This window comes from Acuticoccus kandeliae (assembly GCF_003073115.1).
The window spans coordinates 468417-485562 of record NZ_QBBV01000003.1 but is presented as its reverse complement, the minus strand read 5'-3'; the positions used below and the strand labels follow the sequence as shown (position 1 = coordinate 485562).

At 68.1% G+C, this 17146-nt stretch carries 15 protein-coding genes; 12 read left to right on the top strand and 3 right to left on the bottom strand.

Going from position 1 to position 17146, the window contains the following annotated elements:
• Positions 1-290: 290 nt before the first annotated feature.
• Complete coding sequence (locus tag DBV35_RS21500; protein WP_108662423.1) at positions 291-1016, top strand: FadR/GntR family transcriptional regulator; 726 nt, start codon at positions 291-293, stop codon at positions 1014-1016.
• A gap of 4 nt (positions 1017-1020) precedes the next feature.
• On the opposite strand, the gene DBV35_RS21495 is transcribed toward DBV35_RS21500, so the two are convergent.
• The 3 genes from DBV35_RS21495 to DBV35_RS21485 all read right to left on the bottom strand — a co-directional run bounded on the left by DBV35_RS21495 (position 1021) and on the right by DBV35_RS21485 (position 4131).
• Positions 1021-2175, bottom strand: coding sequence for an AAA family ATPase (locus DBV35_RS21495; RefSeq protein WP_108662422.1), 1155 nt, complete (start codon positions 2173-2175; stop codon positions 1021-1023).
• 25 nt (positions 2176-2200) lie between these two features.
• Positions 2201-2764, bottom strand: a complete 564-nt coding sequence (locus tag DBV35_RS21490; protein WP_108662421.1) for an ActR/PrrA/RegA family redox response regulator transcription factor — start codon at positions 2762-2764, stop codon at positions 2201-2203.
• A gap of 77 nt (positions 2765-2841) precedes the next feature.
• Positions 2842-4131 carry an ActS/PrrB/RegB family redox-sensitive histidine kinase gene (locus DBV35_RS21485; protein WP_108662420.1) on the bottom strand — a complete coding sequence of 430 codons (1290 nt, stop codon included), beginning with the start codon at positions 4129-4131 and terminating at the stop codon, positions 2842-2844.
• Positions 4132-4262: 131 nt separating this feature from the next.
• Here DBV35_RS21485 and DBV35_RS21480 point away from each other — a divergent pair, with 131 nt between their 5' ends.
• The 11 genes from DBV35_RS21480 (at position 4263) to DBV35_RS21430 (ending at position 17133) form a co-directional block, all read left to right on the top strand.
• Positions 4263-5936 (top strand): polyhydroxyalkanoate depolymerase, encoded by a 1674-nt coding sequence (locus DBV35_RS21480; RefSeq protein ID WP_108662419.1) that lies wholly within the window; start codon positions 4263-4265, stop codon positions 5934-5936.
• A gap of 298 nt (positions 5937-6234) precedes the next feature.
• On the top strand, positions 6235-6942 hold the full coding sequence (locus DBV35_RS21475; RefSeq protein ID WP_108662418.1) for a calcium-binding protein: 708 nt from the start codon (positions 6235-6237) through the stop codon (positions 6940-6942).
• Between the two features lie 338 nt (positions 6943-7280).
• Positions 7281-8600, top strand: a complete 1320-nt coding sequence (locus DBV35_RS21470; protein ID WP_108662417.1) for a calcium-binding protein — start codon at positions 7281-7283, stop codon at positions 8598-8600.
• Between the two features lie 170 nt (positions 8601-8770).
• On the top strand, positions 8771-9802 hold the full coding sequence (locus tag DBV35_RS21465; protein WP_108662416.1) for a LacI family DNA-binding transcriptional regulator: 1032 nt from the start codon (positions 8771-8773) through the stop codon (positions 9800-9802).
• 220 nt (positions 9803-10022) lie between these two features.
• Complete coding sequence (locus tag DBV35_RS21460; RefSeq protein ID WP_157961897.1) at positions 10023-11003, top strand: TRAP transporter substrate-binding protein; 981 nt, start codon at positions 10023-10025, stop codon at positions 11001-11003.
• 156 nt (positions 11004-11159) lie between these two features.
• Positions 11160-11600: a TRAP transporter small permease gene (locus tag DBV35_RS21455; RefSeq protein WP_108662414.1), complete on the top strand. Its 441-nt coding sequence runs from the start codon at positions 11160-11162 to the stop codon at positions 11598-11600.
• The gene (locus tag DBV35_RS21450; protein WP_108662413.1) at positions 11597-12898 is read left to right on the top strand and encodes a TRAP transporter large permease; all 1302 of its coding nucleotides are present in this window, start codon (positions 11597-11599) and stop codon (positions 12896-12898) included. The genes DBV35_RS21455 and DBV35_RS21450 overlap by 4 nt, the downstream gene beginning before the upstream one ends.
• Positions 12895-13572, top strand: coding sequence for a cyclase family protein (locus tag DBV35_RS21445; protein WP_108662412.1), 678 nt, complete (start codon positions 12895-12897; stop codon positions 13570-13572). The genes DBV35_RS21450 and DBV35_RS21445 overlap by 4 nt, the downstream gene beginning before the upstream one ends.
• Positions 13573-13580: 8 nt before the next feature.
• Positions 13581-14984 (top strand): hypothetical protein, encoded by a 1404-nt coding sequence (locus DBV35_RS21440; RefSeq protein ID WP_108662411.1) that lies wholly within the window; start codon positions 13581-13583, stop codon positions 14982-14984.
• Positions 14985-15174: 190 nt separating this feature from the next.
• The gene (locus DBV35_RS21435; protein ID WP_108662410.1) at positions 15175-16170 is read left to right on the top strand and encodes an NAD(P)-dependent oxidoreductase; all 996 of its coding nucleotides are present in this window, start codon (positions 15175-15177) and stop codon (positions 16168-16170) included.
• Positions 16171-16296: 126 nt separating this feature from the next.
• Positions 16297-17133, top strand: coding sequence for an amidohydrolase family protein (locus DBV35_RS21430; RefSeq protein WP_108662409.1), 837 nt, complete (start codon positions 16297-16299; stop codon positions 17131-17133).
• Positions 17134-17146: the final 13 nt, after the last annotated feature.

Below are 17146 nucleotides of genomic sequence, written 5' to 3'. Positions count from 1 at the left end.
TTTTCCTTCTGGCCGCCACGACACGGCGCGGCCAGGAGAGACACGTGACAACATCCCTTGCGCCGGGGACGGGTCCGCTCGTCGCGCCATGACAGCCCGCTCCGCCGCGCGCCGTCCGGCCACCGGCGCGGCCTCAGAATTTTGGCGCACGCATAATTTTATTGTTGCCTGCACACGCATCATTGTTGCGCGCGGTCGCGCCGCCGTGCTGTCGTTCCGCAGGATCCCGGCAAGGACCGCGCGCGGCGCCGGGCGGCACGCGATGCGTACGGCGGAGGCGACCTGAGAGGATGTTGCGCGCGGTCATCTCCCGGCGGGCGCCGAAGACGAGCCACTCCCACGTCGTCAACGGCATCGGCCGCGCGATCGTCGGCCGCATCTACGAGGTGGGCGCGACGCTGCCGGGCGACGCCGAGCTCGGCGAGCGCTTCCAGGTCTCCCGCACCGTCCTGCGCGAAGCGATGAAGACGCTGGCGGCGAAGGGCCTCGTCGTCCCGCGCGCACGGATCGGGACGCGCGTCACCAACCCGAAGGAGTGGAACTTCCTCGACGCCGACGTCCTCAAATGGCACCTCGAGACCGGCATCGACCCGCAATTCATGGCCCACATCTACGAGATGCGCCTGTCGTTCGAGCCGGCCGCCGCCCGCCTCGCCGCGCGGAACGCCGACGCCGACGACATCGAGACCCTCCTCACCCTCGCCGACCGCCTCGCCGAGCCGCACACCGACGAGAGCTTCGCCCTCGTCGATCTCGACTTCCACTTCGCCGTCCTCGACGCGACCAAGAACCCGCTTCTCTATTCGGCCGGCAACCTCATCGAGGCGGCCCTCACGCAGATCCTGCGCAACTCCTCCCCCGCCGGCGAACGCCCCTTCGCCCTCGCCGTCGCGAAGGCCCACCGCGCCATCGCGACGGCGATCGAGGCGCACGACGAGGCGGCCGCCGACGCGGCGATGCGGGCCGTGATCAACATGGGATGGGAGCGGATGCCGGAGCGGACCGGGCGGTCATGACGGCTCAACCGCGCGAGGGCCAGGCCCAGCGCGGCGGATCGATCCCCGCGATCTCGGTCTCGCCGAGCGACTTTTCGAGCCGATGGACGAGCGCGCCCTCCCCCGCCAGCGCCTCGACGAGCGGGGCGTTGTGCGTCACCACGATGACCTGCGTCTCGCGCGACACGGCCGCGACGAGCCGCCCGAGCGGGGCGACGAGGTCGGGGTGAAGGCTCGTCTCCGGCTCGTTGAGGACGAGGAGCGGCGGCGGGCGCGGGGTGAGGAGCGCCGCCACCAGGAGCAGGAAGCGCAGCGTCCCGTCCGAAAGCTCCGCGGTCTGGAGCGGGCGCAGGAGCCCCTCCTGCCGCATCGCGAGGCGGAAATAGCCGTCACTCTCCGCGATCTCGACGGCGCTCCCCGGAAAGGCCGCCGCGATCGCGGCGTCGAGCCCGTCCGCGTCGCCGATCTCGCGGATCGTCTGGATCGCGGCGGCGAAGTCGCGCCCGTCCTCCGCGAGGGCGACGGTGCGCGTCCCGATCTGCGGCTGGCGGGCTGGCGCGTCGCGATCGGTGCGCAGATGATCGTAGAAGCGCCAGGCCCGCATCCGCTCGCGCAGCGCCAGAAGCTCCGGCGTGCCGCCGGGCTCGGCCGCGTGCATCATCATCGTCTCGAACGGGGGAAGGCTCGTGATGATCGTCTCGCGCCCGCCCTCCGCCTTCAGAACGGTGACGCCGGCGCCCTTGCGCTCGGCGAGCGTGTTCGCCTTGCGCAGGACCGGCCCCGCCCAGACCGCCTCCACCTTCACCTCCGGATCGCGGGCGAAGGCCGAGCGTGTGATCACCGGCAGGCCGAGATCGATGGCGTACCCGAAATCCTCCGACGCGAAGCCGAGCTTCAGCGCGACGCGGTCGCGACGGACCGTGCCCTGGACCGGCGCCTCACGCGCCTTCACGGCGCGCGAAAACGCCTCCGGTCCCGCCCAGAGCGTGGACCCGAGGCCGCCTTCGGAGGCGAGGGACGCGACGGCCCGGCCCTGCGCCACATCGGCGAGCAGGCGGAGCGATCGATAGAGGCTGGATTTTCCGGAGCCGTTGGCGCCGGTGACGACGGTCAGCCGGTCGAGCGGCAGGACAACGTCGCGTAGCGAGCGGTAGCCGGCGACGGCAAGCGTCAGAAGCACGCGTGCCGCCGCTCGTGTCGAGCGTTTAGCGCGGGGCGCGCTTCGCGAGGATCCGCTGCAGGGTGCGGCGGTGCATGTTGAGGCGGCGCGCCGTCTCGGAGACGTTCCGGTCGCACATCTCGTAGACGCGCTGGATGTGCTCCCAGCGGACGCGATCGGCCGACATCGGGTTCTCCGGCGGGTCCGGACGCTCGGCACCCTCGCGGGTGAGGGCGGCGAACACGTCGTCCGCGTCGGCGGGCTTCGCGAGATAGTCCACCGCGCCGAGCTTCACGGCCGTCACGGCGGTCGCGATGTTGCCGTAGCCGGTGAGGATGACGGCGCGCGCGTCCGGCTTGCGGCGGCGAAGTCGTTCCACGACCTCGAGCCCGTTGCCGTCGCCGAGGCGCATGTCGACCACCGCGTAGTCCGGCGGATTGCGGTCCGCGATCAGGTTGGCGTCGTGGGCGCTCTCCGCGACATCCGTCACGAAGCCGCGCTTCTCCATCGCCCGCGCCAAACGCTGGCCGAACGCCGCGTCGTCATCGACGATCAGAAGCCGCCCGCCAGAGACGGTTTTTGTCGGCGTCGGTTGCACCAGCGCATCCATCAAGTGGTCCTCTCAACAAACTCAGTCAGACTTAAGTTAGGCACGCAGGATCGCTCGCGCTGATTTATTGCAGAAATTTAATGTTCGGTCGATCGCACCCCCGACAGGACGTCCCGCGACCAGGTGACGACGGCCGTCGCGCCCGGCCCCTTGCGGAACACGACCGACGCACCGGTCCGCTCCAGTAGCGTCTTCGCGATGAAGATGCCGAGGCCGAGCCCGCCGCCGCGCGCCGCCGCGTTCCGCCGGCTGATGAAGGGGTCGCCGAGCCGGTCGAGCACGTCGTCCGGAAAGCCCGGCCCGTCGTCCGAGATGGTGATGGAAAGGCGCTGCATGTCCCACTCGGCCCGCACGGTGACGCGGGTCAGCGCGAAATCGACCGCGTTCTCCACGAGATTGCCGAGCCCGTAATGGACCGCGGGGTTGCGATTCACGATCGGCTGGTCGTCCTCCGGCCCGGCCATCGTGATCTTGATCTCGATCCCGGTCCCGCGATGGGGCGCCACCACCTCCTCGATGAGGGCGTGGACGTTGAGGCGCGTCAGCGGGCTCTCATCGTCCTCGCCGAGCGTCTTCAGCTTGCTGAGGATCTCGCGGCAGCGCTCGGACTGGGAGCGCAGGAGGCGGATATCGTCCGCGATCGGCGAGGCGGGGTCCATCTCCCGCTCCAATTCGCGCGTCACCACCGAGATGGTCGCGAGCGGGGTGCCGAGCTCGTGCGCGGCGGCGGCAGCGAGCCCGTCGAGCGCCTGGAGGTTCTGCTCACGCGTCAGGATGATCTCGGTCGCGCTCAGCGCGTCGGCGAGCTGGCGCCGTTCTTCTGCGACACGAAAAGCATACGTGCCCATAAAAAGCAGGCTGCAGACAAGTGCTAACCATACACCACCCACGAAAAGGAAAGGTGGGGTAAAGCTTTCTCCGACATACCAGGGGAGCGGTAGGTGAAAGATGGCGAGCAACGTTGCTGACAGCAGCACGAGAGCGCCAAGGGTAATCGTCCGGCCGGCCGAAAGGGTGGTGGCCGATACCATCACGGGCGCGATGATCAGAAGTGCGAACGGGTTCGTGAGACCGCCCGTCAGCCAAAGCTGTGCCGCAAGCTGGAGAATGTCGAACCCCAGCACCCACGCCGTCCACTCCTCCGACATGCGGCGGTTGCCTGCGAACCGCAGCCGAAGGAACACGTTGGACCATGCGGAAAGCGCGACGAGGCCGAGGCAGGCACTCGTCGCCATGGTAAATTCCAGTCCAACGGAAACGAACAAAATTGCGGCAAGCTGGCCCAGAATTGCGAGCCAACGCAGCAAGAGCAACGTGCGGACCCGTACCACCCGTTCCTCGAACGCGGGAACCGCTGCATCGCTCATTCAGTTAACTAGACCCTTGCCGTCGAGAGATCATACCAGCTTGCCAACCGGGCCAAGCCGCGCGATATGCTGCAGTGCAGCAGGGCAGAGCAGCAACTCTCGGCGGCGCGTTCAACACCTACGAGGCTACCATGTACTACCAGTTTTATGAGTGGAACCACGCCTTCCTCAGCCCTGCACGAGCCATAAACGACGCGATCCGGCTCTACTACAAGAACCCTCTTAACCCGTTTGCCCATACCGAGATGGGTCGGCAAATCGTCGCTGCGGGCGACGTGTTCGAGCGGCTGACCCGCCGCTACGGGAAACCCGAGTTCGGTATCGAGACGGTCGAGGTCGACGGTGTCACGGTCGATGTCGAGGAGGAAGTGGTCTGGGAGCGCCCCTTCTGCCGCCTCCTCCACTTCAAGCGTGACCTGCCCGAGAGCGCCCCGAAGCAGTCCAATGTCGTCATCGTCGCGCCGATCTCCGGCCACTATGCGACCCTCCTGCGCGGCACGGTGCAGGCCCTCCTGCCGCACCACAACGTGTTCATCACGGACTGGGCCGACGCGCGGATGGTGCCGATCGCCTACGGCAGCTTCGACCTCGACGACTATATCGACTACCTGATCGACATCACGCAGTTCATGAACGGCGATCTTCATATGGTCGCGGTATGCCAGCCGGCCGTGCCCGTCTTCGCGGCGACCGCGCTGATGGAGGCCGGCGGCTCACCCGTGCTTCCGAAATCGATTACCTTGATGGGTGGCCCGATCGACACCCGCGAGAACCCGACCGAGGTGAACACCTACGCGGCCAAGCACGAGCTCGACTGGTTCCGCCGCAATGTCGTGATGCCCGTGCCGCTGCCCTATCCGGGCTTCATGCGCCAGGTCTATCCGGGCTTCCTGCAGCTCACCGGGTTCATGACCATGAACCTAGACCGGCACCTGTCCGCCCACTACGACTATTTCGACCACCTCGTGAAGGGCGACGGCGACAGCGCGGAGAAGCACCGCGAGTTCTATGACGAATATCTCTCCGTCATGGACCTCACCGCCGAGTTCTACCTGCAGACGGTCGACGTCGTGTTCCTGCGCCACGCCCTGCCGAAGGGCGAGATGAAGCATCGCGACTGGACGGTCGACCCCTCGCGCATCCGCCGCACGCCGATCTTCACCGTGGAAGGCGAGAAGGACGACATCTCCGGCATCGGCCAGACGAAGGCCGCCCACCGGCTGACCCCGCACCTGCCGCCCGAGAAGCACCAGCACTACATGCAGCTCGGCGTCGGCCATTATGGCGTCTTCAACGGCTCGCGCTTCCGCAACGAGATCGCGCCGCGCATCACCGACTTCGTGAACCGCTGGGACTATCGCGACACGCGCGGCGAGGTGGAAGAAGGACCGCTTCCGGCGAGCACCGCCTCGCAGGCCGCCGCAGCCGCCGCCGAGGCGATGCAGGCCGCCGCCGCGAGCGCGATGCGCGCCCTCCCGGCCGCGAGCCAGCCTCACGCGCCCGGCACCAACGGTTCCGTCCCCGCGGCCGCCAACTCCAGCGAGGCGTCCGAGACGACGGAGCGCAAGACGATCGGCATGATCGAGGAGGCGCTGGGCCCGGACGTGGACGACACGCCGCCCGTCCGCCCAACCGCCTCAACGACGCCCGACGCGCCGAGTTTGCCGCATGAGGCGTCCGACGCGGCCGCCGAGGCGGAGGCCGACCCGACCCCCGATCCGATCCACGCCCCGGCCCGCAAGCCGCGCACCCCGCGCCGCTCGCCCCGCACACCGAAGAGCCCGCCGAACACGACGCGCCACTGATCCGACCGGACGAGCGAAGCGACCAAGGCCGCCCCCGAGGCGGCCTTTTTCGTTTGCCGGTCCCGACGCGCCGCTGCGTCAAGACGTCATTCGCCGGCAAAACCGCCCGCCAGGGTCGGTTTCTGGCGCTGAACCGGGTCCGAATAGAATTAATTCATTTCTGAAGAGATCCTTTTCCTGATCTCGGCCGTTACCCCCTGCAGCCCGCTCCGGACATCCAAGAAAGCGGGCCACCCAGCGCCCAATATCGTGCGTCAACCCAACGAATTGGCTGCGCTTTGTCTGAAGTAGGAAACCCATGGCCAACTTAACCTTCAACAACCGATATGACGCCGACTCGACCGCTGTCGTGGCGGAGGCGGACGCCGATGTCGGGTTCCGCCTGCGCGGCGATGCGGGCGACAATGTCCTTCGCGGCGGCGTCGGCGACGACTCGCTGATCGGCGTTCAGGGCGACGACCGCCTCGTCGGCGCGGGCGGCGACGATGCCCTCATCGGCGGACAGGGCGACGACACGATGGCCGGCGGCCCCGGCGACGATTTCATGAAGGGCGGCAACGGCAAGGACCGCCTCTTCGGCGGCGCGGATGACGACAAGCTCGTCGGCCAGAACGGCAAGGATTTCCTGAACGGTGGCGCCGGTGACGACGTGGTCGTCGGCGGCAACGGCAAGGACAGCCTCTTTGGCGGCAACGGCGACGACCGCCTCATCGGCGGCAACGGGCCGGACATGCTCTTCGGCCAAGCCGGCGATGACACAATGATCGGCGGCAACGGCCCCGACCAGTACGTGTTCGGCCTCAATGACGGCGACGACCTCATCCGCGGCTTCGAGGTGGGCGTCGACACGCTCGACCTGCGCGGCCTCGACCTCCAGGCCGTCGACATCGAGATCACCGCCGCCGGCGGTGGCGCGATCGTCTCCTACGGCGATCTCGACGACGGCTCCATCAAGCTCGTCGGCGTCGCGGCGGTCTCGATCTCGGTCGACGACTTCCTGATCTGACGACACACGACGCGCCGCGACGGGGCCTCCCCGCCGCGGCGAGCGCATCGGACCGAAGCTGCCTCTCCGGAGGCAGCTTTTTTTCGTTCCCGCCCCCGAGAAATGCCCCGCTCTGACGCGCAGATCGCCAGCATCCACGGGAACGATCACCGATTTCCTGGCCATCAGACATAGTTAGACATCGTTTTTATTTTCAAAAAACTAAATCTTTTTCCGAACCCGACTCGTTACCTCCCTGCGAACCCGCAAACCAAAAGACAATTGCGGGTCAAAAACAGCGCGCATCGCTCGAAATATTCGCGATGAATCTGACGCGCTACATTCAAAGCAGGAAACAAATGGCTCACTTATTCTTCGACAATCTGTCGGAAAACATTGAAAATGCCGAAGACGTCTACGTGACGGACCTGACCGGCCTGAACCAGTCCGGCGCCACCGGCACCGCCTATCTGCTGCGTAACGGCGACTCCCTCACGGTCGCGGTCGCCGCGCAGGGGATGACGCCCAACGAGGCGCACTTCCAGCACATCCACGGCACCTTCGGCGGTGACGGCAGCCCCTCCGACGCCATGACGCCGACGCTGGCGCAGGACACCGACGGGGACGGATATGTCGAGGTCTCCGAAGGCGCCGCGACCTATGGCGACATCCTGATCCCCCTCGTGGACGAGGCCGGTGACGCCCCCGTCGCCGACGCCAACGGCAACGTCTATTTCGTCCGCACCTTCGACCTCACCGACCCGACGATCTACAACGGCAGCTACGATGCCGACGACGTGATGCCGTTCGACCTGCGTGAGATCGTGCTCCACGGCGTCGACGTGCCGGACGGCGCGGGCGCAGGCACGGGCAACGAGGTCGATGGCGGCGTCAACGGCTACACGCCGCTCCTGCCGGCCGCCGCGGGCGAGATCATGGAATCCGATGCCGACATGGCGCTCGCCGCCGTCGAGGCGGATGAGTCCGCGTTCGGCTTCCGCATGCGCGGCGATGCCGGCGACAATGTCCTGCGTGGCGGGGCCGGTGACGACACGCTGGCCGGTGCGCAGGGTGACGACCGCGTCGTCGGTGCCGGCGGCGACGATGTCGTCGTGGGCGGCAGCGGTGACGACATCCTGTCCGGTGCGCCCGGCGATGATCTCGTGAAGGGCGGCAACGGCATGGACACCATGTTCGGCGGCACCGGAGAAGACCGGATGACCGGCCAGAACGGCAACGACCGCATGAATGGCGGCGGCGACGACGACCGCATGTCCGGCGGCAACGGCATGGACACCATGGCCGGCATGAACGGCGACGACCGGCTGTTCGGCGGCAACGGCAAGGACGCCCTGTTCGGCGGCGCGGGCGACGACGTCCTCGTCGGCGGCAACGGCCCGGACCGGCTCGTCGGCCAGGCCGGCGACGATGTCATGATCGGCGGTCGCGGCCCCGACCACTACGTCTTCGGCCTCAATGACGGCAACGACCTCGTCCGCGGCTTCGAGGTCGGCGTCGACACGCTCGACCTGCGCGCCCTCGACCTTCAGCCGGGCGATGTCGAGATCTCGGCGGCCGGCGGCGGCGCGATCGTCTCCTATGGCGATCTCGACGACGGCTCGATCAAGCTCGTCGGCGTTGCCGCGGCATCGGTCTCGGTCGACGATTTCCTCGTCTAAGCGCCGAATTCATCGGCAAAACGCGGCCGGGGTACGCCCCGGCCGTTCTACCGCGCGAAACTTCCGTGCTTGCGCAATGCCCCGCCGTGGCGCATCTCCACTATTCTCAACACGTGAACTATCGAGAGTAGTGCAAATTTGACTGTCCTGCGGCCGAGAGGCGCCAAGAGGTGACGGACGCGAAGGATGGCCCGCGCGCCCGCAAGCGCGGCTCCGTCACGTTGAAGGACGTCGCCCGCGAGGCCGGCGTCGGGATCATGACGGTCTCGCGCGCGATCAACTCGCCGGACGCGGTCTCCGAGCGGCTGCGCCAGCGCGTCGACGACGCGGTCACCGCCCTCGGCTACGTGCCGAACCGCTGGGCGGGCTCCCTCGCCTCCTCCCGCTCCCGCCTCGTGACGGTGATCGTCCCGTCCCTCTCCAGCGGCGTCTTCAGCGAGATCGTGAGCGCGGCCGACGCCGTCCTCACCCCGCACGGCTACCAGGTCATGGTCTCCAACACCTCCTTCTCCCTCGACGACGAGGAGGCGGTTTGCCGCAAGGTGCTCGGCTGGCGGCCGGAGGGGGTCATCATCTCCGGCATCGACCACAACCCCGCGACGCGCGAAATGCTCCTCCAGGCCGAGATCCCCGTGGTCGAGGCGCTCGAGCTCGGCGACGACCCGATCGACATCAATATCGGCATCTCCCACATCGATGTCGGCCGCACGGCGGCGCGCCACCTCGTGGAGCGCGGCCGGCGCCGCATCGCCTTCATCGGCGCGGAGATGGCGCTCGACTTCCGCGCCCAGCGCCGCCGCGCGGGCTTCCGCGAGGTGCTCGCGCAGAGCGGGCTCGACCTCGTCTACGATGTCGACCATCCGGGCCGCGTCGGCTATTCGACTGGCGCGCGGGCGATGGAGCGGATGCTCGCCTCCGCCGTCCAGATCGACGCCGTCTTCTGCGTGAACGACGAGCTCGCGGTGGGCGCGGTCGGCGCGGCGCTGCGCGGCGGGCGCCAGGTGCCGGGCGACCTCGCCATCATCGGCTTCAACGACCTCGATCTCAGCGCCGAGATCTTCCCCTCCCTCACCACGATCCGGCTTCCGCGCAAGGAAGTCGGCCGTCTCGCAGCCGAGGCTGTGCTCGCCGGGCACGGGTCCGACTCCGCGCGCAAGCGCGTGGATGTCGGCTTCGAGCTCGTGGTGAGAGAGTCGACATGACGCGGATATAGGCAGCCACCCGACCGCGTCGACCGCCCGATTGCACCGAGGCAGTTCTCCGACAATTCATTTGTTAAGCGCATGAATTTAATAGGAGAAGTATGTCGCATGGAAAATGGTAGCGCTACCAAATAAACCGTGCTACCCGTCGCAAGGCTGCCTCGCACCAACCGATGCGGTCCAAGATTGCGGCGCAAATCGCCGAAGGAGGGAACAGCAGATGCACCATTCACCCCGTACACTTCTGGCCGGCCTTCTCGCGCTCGGCCTCGCGACCGGAACGGCCGCCGCGGCCGAGCTTCGCTTCGCCCACACCAACTCGCCGCAGAGCTACGGCCACATGGCGGCCGAGAAGTTCGCCGAGATCGTGGCGGAGAAGTCCGGCGGCGACCTCACGATCGCGCTCTACCCGGCCGGCCAGCTCGGCGGCGGCGGCGACCTCATCAAGGGCAACCGCCTCGGCACCATCGACATCACGATGAACGGCAATCCCTGGTACACGGGCTTCAACCCGGTCCAGAACGTCCTCGACCTCCCCTTCATCTTCGACGACCACGAGCACGTCTATCGCGCCCTCGACGGCGAGGTCGGCGAGAAGATCGGCGCGACCCTCGAAGAGCACGGCCTGAAGCTCCTCGCCTTCTGGGAGATCGGTTTCCGCAACGTGATCAACTCGGTCCGCCCGATCAACGAGCCGGCCGACCTCGCGGGCCTCAAGATCCGCACCACCGGCAACAAGGCCCACATCCAGGCCTTCCAGCTCCTCGGCGCGAACCCGCAGCCGATGGCGTTCGGCGAGGTCTATCTCGCGCTCCAGACCAAGGTCATTGACGGGACCGAGCACCCGGTGAACGAGGTCTACGAGATGAAATTCCAAGAGGTCACCAACAACCTCTCACTGACCCAGCACGCCTACACGGCGATGGTCGTCACCATGAATCTCGGCCGCTGGAAGTCGCTCAGCGAAGAAGAGCAGGCGATCGTCATGGACGCCGCGAAGGAGGCGACCGCCTACCAGCGCGCCCTCCTCGCCGAGGAGAACGTGAAGCGCCTTCAGCTTCTGAAGGATGCCGGCATGGCCGTCGTCGAGAACCCGGACCGCGAAGCCTTCCGCGCCGTCGTCTTCGACGACGTGAAGGCCGCCTACGAGGACGAGTTCGGCGACGAGCTGACAACCGCGATCGAAGCCGCGCGCCAGTAGACGGGCCGGGAGGGCGCCCAACCCTCCCCGACGCCCGCGCTCGCCGGGGGCCGTGCGCCCCCGCGCCGGACGGTCCGAACCAAGGAGAACCCCTTGAGCGACCCAACCGATTCAACCATCCGGCCCCATCGCCCCTTGTGGCGACGCGGTCCGGCGATGCTGATCGATGTCATTCTCGGCGTTCTCCTCCTCCTCATCGTCGTCATCACGCTGGTCGCGACCGGCAATCGCTATCTCCTCGGCGGCGCGCTGCCCTGGGCCGAAGACGTCAACATGCTGCTGTGGGTCTGGATGATCCAGATCTCGGCGCTGCGCGCGGTCCACATCCGCGTCGACGTCTTCGTCAAGATGTTTCCTCCCCGACTGAGGGCGGCCTGGTCGGTCCTGCTTTCGCTGATCTGCCTCGCCGTCCTCTATTTTCTCACCAAGTCCGCGATCGGGATGGTCTCGTTCACCGCGAGCGACTTCTACATCTCCATCCCCGGCCTCTCCGAGAAGTGGATCTACATGCCGGTGGTGATCGTGGGGCCGCTCTGGGCCTTGCGCATCGTGCTCGACACGATCGACGGCCTTCGTGAAGACGGGGCCCCCGCGTGAATATCGTTCTCCTCATCGGAGGAATGCTCCTCCTCACCTTCCTCGGCCTGCCGCTGGTCTTCTCCATGCTGGCCGCCTCGATGGTCACCATCGCCGTCTATCGCGGCTTCTGGCCCGACGAGATCCTCTCCCAATATTTCGTCTCCGGCGTTCAGAACTTCCCGCTGCTCGCCCTCGCCTTCTTCTTCCTCGTCGGCGAGTGGATGAACTCGGGCGGCATCACCAAGCGCATCGTCGACTTCGCCGACTCGCTCGTCGGCCACATTCGCGGCGGCCTCGCCCAGGCGAACATCGTCTCCTCGATGATGTTCTCCGGCATCTCCGGCTCCGCCCTCGCCGACACGGCCGCGCTCGGCTCGGTCCTCATCCCGTCGATGAAGCGCGCCGGATATGGCGCCGCCTTCTCCGCCGCCGTCACCCAGACCTCCGCCGTGATCGGGCCGATCATCCCGCCCTCGATCCCCATGATCATCTTCGCCTTCCTCGCCGAGGTCTCGGTCGGGCAGATGTTCATCGCCGGCATCGTGCCGGGCCTCATCATCGGCCTCGGCCTCATGGCGGTCGCCTATGTCATCGCCCGCCGACGCGGCTATCCGGTCAACGACCGGCCCTCGATCGGCCACATCGCGCGCTCGTTCCGCCGCGCGGCGATCGCCCTCCTCGCCCCGGTCATCATCATCGGCGGCGTCCTCGGCGGGGTCTTCACCGCGACGGAGGCGGGCGCCGTCGCCGCGCTCTACGCCTTCATCGTCGGGCGCTTCGTCCTCGGCGAGCTCACCTGGCGCGAGACCTGGCTCGGCGTCGTGCGTGCCGCGGTCGGCACCGGGCAGGTGCTCATCATCCTCGGTGCGGCCTCGCTCTTCGCCTTCCTGATCGCGGACTTCCGCGTCAGCGAGTCGCTCGCCAAGCTGATCTTCGCGGTCTCCGAGAACCCGCTGGTCTTCCTGCTCCTCATCAACATCGCGCTGCTGATCATCGGCCTCTTCCTCGACAACATTCCGGCCATGGTGATCATGGTGCCGATCTTCTTCCCGATCGCGGTGGAGATGGGCATCGACCCGATCCACTTCGGCATCGTGTTCGTGATGAACACGCTGATCGGCCTCTGCACCCCGCCGATCGGCATCCTGATCTACATGTCCGCTAACATCGCAGGCGTCGCGCCGGAGAAGGTGATCAAGGAGAGCCTTCCCTTCATCGCCGTGCTGATCGGCGCCGTCCTCCTCGTCACCTATGTCCCGGCCTTGGCGCTCACCCTGCCGGACCTCGTTTTCCCGGAAAGAGGGTTGACCCCATGACACGCCGCCTCATCGACCTCTCGACGCCCATCCGCACGGACCATTTCCGCTGGGGCGTCACGCGCAAGCAGGTGCGCAGCCACGGCAACGGCTCCTACCTGCAGGTGACGTGGCTCGGCTGGCCGATCCACGGCTTCACCCACATGGACACGCCCCGCCACTTCGACGCCAACGGCAAGACGACGGACGACGTCTCGATCGACACCACCTGGGGCCCGGCGGTCGTGGTGGACCTCTCCGCGATCAAGCCGGACGAGCCCGTCACGGCCGACATGCTGGAGAAGACCGGCGCCGACATCCGCCCCGGCGACATCATCCTCCTGAAGTCCGCCTGGGACACGAAGGCCTCGCTCGACACGCCCGAATTCTGGTCGACCGCGCCCTACATGACGACCGAGGCGTGCCGCTGGCTCTTCGCCAAGTCGCCGAAGGGCGTCGCCTACGACTTCCCGCAGGACCACTGCATCCGCGACATGGTGAGCGGCGATCGCGAGCCGGCCTTCGAGGAGAATGTCACGCACATCGAGCTCCTCCTGAAGGGCGTCACGATGTTCGAGTATCTGTGCAACATGTCCGAGATCACGAAGGAGCGGGTCGAGTTCTTCGGCCTGCCGCTGAAGATCCCCGACAGCGACGGCGCCCCGATCCGCGCGGTCGCAGTCGAAGACATCTGAGCCGACCGATGGATATCAACCATCTCATCAACAGCGCCGGGTCGGACAAGCCGACCCGCGCCGCGCTGATCGGCGTCGGCCAGTTCGGCCGCACGCTCCTGATGCAGTCGCGCCGGATCCCCCTCCTCGACCTCAGCGTCCTGTGCGACATCGACCTCGAGCGCACCCGCAAGGTCTGCCTCTCGGCCGGGATCGACGCGGCCGACATCGTCGCGGTCGACAGCCTCGCCGCCGGCAAGAGCGCGCTCGAGGCGGGCAAGACCGTCATCACCGACAACGCCGAGATCGCGATCAAGCTGCCCATCGACGTCCTCGTCGAGGCGACCGGCAACGGCGCGGTCGGCGCGGTGAACGTCGCCCTCGCGATCGACGAGGGGCGCCACATCACCCTCGTGAACAAGGAGACCGACAGCGTCGTCGGCCCCCTCCTCGGCCATCGCGCGCGGCAGGCGGGGCTCGTCCTCAGCCAGGTCGACGGCGACCAGCCGAGCCTCCTTCTCGGCCTCGTCTCCCGCGCCCGCGCGCTCGGCTTCGACATCGCCTGCGCCGGCAAGGCGAGCGAGCACGATTTCGTCTGGAACCCGGAGACCGGCATGGTCCGCGGCGAGGGCGGGCTCGATATCGCCGTCCCCGCCCCGGCCGAGATCTGGGACGGCGGCGGCCGGCCGATCCCCGAGATGATCGCCTGGCGCTCGGCCGTGCTCGCCAAGATCCCCCAGCGCACCCCGCCCGACTATTGCGAGATGTGCCTCGTCTCCAACGCCAGCGGCTTCGTCCCGGACCGGCCGCGCATGCACGCCGCCGTGGCGCGCATGGTGGAGCTGCCGGACATCTATCGCGCGGCCGAATATGGCGGCGTGTTCGGCAGGGACGGGCACATCGACATCTTCAACTGCCTGCGCCGCGAGGACGAGATCAGCGCGGCGGGCGGCGTCTTCGCCGTCCTCACCGCGCCGGATAACGAGACGGGCGAGCTCTTCCGCGCGAAGGGCATCCCGGTGAGCCGCGACGCCAGGCACGTCCTCGTCTACAACCCGACCCACCTCCTCGGCGCCGAGGCCCCGCTCTCGATGCTCGTCCCGCACCGGCTCGGCCTCTCGACCGGATCGAAGACGACGGCCCCGGTGTCGGACGTCACGATGCGCGCCGCGCGCGACTTCAAGGCCGGCGAGACCCTCACCCAGTTCGGCACGCACCACCGGATCGACGGGATCGAGCCCGAGCTGTCGCCGAACGCCGTCCTCGCCGACGACGCGCCGATCCCCTACTTCATGGCCGTCGACCAGGTTCTTGCCCGCGACGTCGCGGCCGGCGCCGCCCTCACCGTCGGTGACATCGTGAAGCCCGAGGGCTCGGCCCTCTGGGCGATGCGCGCCGAGCAGGACGGCCTGAAGGACACGATCGGCCGCTGAGCGCCCGGTTCGGCAGGGCCGCCTTTCGGCGACGCCCGGCTCTCCTGTCGCCGCGTCGCCGACCCCGCAAGGCCGGCCCGCCATGAGTGACCGCGACGGATCCCGTCGCGGTCATTTTTCTTTGCAAGCACAGCACCCGTGCTATGCGACGTCCACCCGGCCCGTTCGTGAGGCGGGGCGAGGAGACGTCATGAAGGTCCTGCTGACCCACACGCCCACGATGCGCGCGAGCTATTATGGCGAGGGCCCCCTCGCCGCGCTCCACGAGATCGCCGAGGTCCGCCTCCACGAGAGCGAGGCCGTGCTGGAAGGCGAAGCCTTCGTGCGCGCCGCCGAGGGTTGCGACATCGTCCTCACCGACCGACTGACCACCGGTCCCGCCGCCTTCTTCGACGCCGCGCCCGACCCCGTCGCGTTCCTGCGCTGCGCGGTCGACGTGCGGAACATCGACATCGACGCGGCGAGCCGCGCGGGCATCCTCGTCACCCGCGCAACGCCGGGCTTCGTCACCTCGGTCGCCGAGCTCACGGTCGGCTTCATGCTCGACCTCGCCCGCGGCGCGCCCGATTATGTCGCCGCCTACCGCGCGGGCAGCGAGCCGGCCGGGCGCATGGGCCGCCAGCTCGAGGGCTCCACGCTCGGCATCATCGGCTATGGCGTGATCGGCGAGCGCCTCGCCGCGCTCGGCCTCGCCTTCGGCATGACGATCCTCGTCACCGACCCCTACAAGACGATCGACGCGCCCGGCCTCACCCAGGTGTCCTTCGAGACGCTCCTCGCAGACTCCGATTTCGTCGTCTGCCTCGCCGTCGCGACCGAGGAGACGGAGAACCTCATGAACGCCGCCGCCTTCGCGCGGATGCGCCCGTCCGCCTTCTTCATCAACGTGTCGCGCGGCAATCTCGTCGACGAGGCGGCGCTCGCGGCCGCGCTCGACCGCCGCGCCATCGCGGGTGCGGCTCTCGATGTCGGCCGCGCGCCCGACCAGAAGCCGAGCCTCGCCCTCGCCGCGCGCCCCGACGTGATGGCCGCGCCGCACGTCGGCGGCCTCACACCCTCCGCGATCGCCCACCAGGCCTACGACACGGTCGAACAGGTCCGCGCCCTCGTCGAGGGCCGCCTGCCGGACGGGGCGCTCAACACCGCCGCCGCGACCCGCCTCGCCCGGATCGGCATCAAGACCTGACCGGGCGGCCGGCGTGAAATGCGCGGCGTCCCGTCCTTTCCGGCGCCGCGCTTCTTTCCAATCCGGCCGGAACCGCGCTAGCAGTGGGCAAAGCCCCGGTGACAGGGGCACACACCGGGAGGAACCATGGCGCCGACCCACGCCACGACCCCGCGCCTCAGGGCGCCCGCCAACACGTGCGACACGCACATCCACGTCTACGACCCGGCCTACCCCCTCGCGCCAACCGCGCTCGGCCCCGCGCCCGAGGCGACCCACGCCGAGTATCGCGCGCTGCAGGAGCGGCTCGGCCTGACGCGGACCGTGATCGTCCAGCCGAGCGCCTACGGCACCGACAATCGCTGCACCATCGACGGCATCCGCGCACTCGGCCTGGAAACGACGCGCGGCATCGCGGTGGTCGACGACAAGGTCGAGCTCGCCGAGCTGAAGGCGCTGTCGGCGGAAGGCATGTGCGGCGCGCGCTTCCACATGATGCCGGGCGGCGCCATCCCGTGGGAGATGCTCGACACCATCGCCGCCCGCGTCCAGGACGTGGGCTGGCACGTCCAGCTCCAGCTCGACGGGCGTCTCCTGCCGGAGAAGGACGCGCAGATCCGGTCCTGGCCCGGCACCATCGTCATCGACCATGTGGGCAAGTTCCTGGAGCCGGTCGCGCCCGACCATCCGGCTTTCCAGTGCCTTCTCGGCCTCGTCGACACGGGCCGCGTCTGGGTGAAGCTCTCCGCGCCCTATGAGGTATCGAAGACCGGCGCGCCCTATGGCGATGTCGGCGCGCTCGCGAAGGCGCTCGTGAAGGCCGCGCCGGAGCGGATGCTGTGGGCCTCCAACTGGCCGCACCCTTCGGTCAAGATCGCGCCGGACGATGCCGACCTTCTCGACCTCCTCCTCGACTGGGCGCCCGACGAGGCGACGCGCAACCGCATCCTCGTCGACAACCCCGCGACGCTCTACGGGTTCTAAATCCGGCGGATCC

What these genes read in the sequence shown, in the direction of transcription:
- DBV35_RS21500 (WP_108662423.1), top strand. Translation starts at nt 291, where the DNA reads ATGTTGCGCGCGGTCATCTCCCGGCGGGCGCCGAAGACGAGCCACTCC.
- DBV35_RS21490 (WP_108662421.1), bottom strand. Translation starts at nt 2,764, where the DNA reads ATGGATGCGCTGGTGCAACCGACGCCGACAAAAACCGTCTCTGGCGGG.
- DBV35_RS21485 (WP_108662420.1), bottom strand. Translation starts at nt 4,131, where the DNA reads ATGAGCGATGCAGCGGTTCCCGCGTTCGAGGAACGGGTGGTACGGGTC.
- DBV35_RS21480 (WP_108662419.1), top strand. Translation starts at nt 4,263, where the DNA reads ATGTACTACCAGTTTTATGAGTGGAACCACGCCTTCCTCAGCCCTGCA.
- DBV35_RS21475 (WP_108662418.1), top strand. Translation starts at nt 6,235, where the DNA reads ATGGCCAACTTAACCTTCAACAACCGATATGACGCCGACTCGACCGCT.
- DBV35_RS21470 (WP_108662417.1), top strand. Translation starts at nt 7,281, where the DNA reads ATGGCTCACTTATTCTTCGACAATCTGTCGGAAAACATTGAAAATGCC.
- DBV35_RS21460 (WP_157961897.1), top strand. Translation starts at nt 10,023, where the DNA reads ATGCACCATTCACCCCGTACACTTCTGGCCGGCCTTCTCGCGCTCGGC.
- DBV35_RS21455 (WP_108662414.1), top strand. Translation starts at nt 11,160, where the DNA reads ATGCTGATCGATGTCATTCTCGGCGTTCTCCTCCTCCTCATCGTCGTC.
- DBV35_RS21445 (WP_108662412.1), top strand. Translation starts at nt 12,895, where the DNA reads ATGACACGCCGCCTCATCGACCTCTCGACGCCCATCCGCACGGACCAT.
- DBV35_RS21440 (WP_108662411.1), top strand. Translation starts at nt 13,581, where the DNA reads ATGGATATCAACCATCTCATCAACAGCGCCGGGTCGGACAAGCCGACC.
- DBV35_RS21435 (WP_108662410.1), top strand. Translation starts at nt 15,175, where the DNA reads ATGAAGGTCCTGCTGACCCACACGCCCACGATGCGCGCGAGCTATTAT.
- DBV35_RS21430 (WP_108662409.1), top strand. Translation starts at nt 16,297, where the DNA reads ATGGCGCCGACCCACGCCACGACCCCGCGCCTCAGGGCGCCCGCCAAC.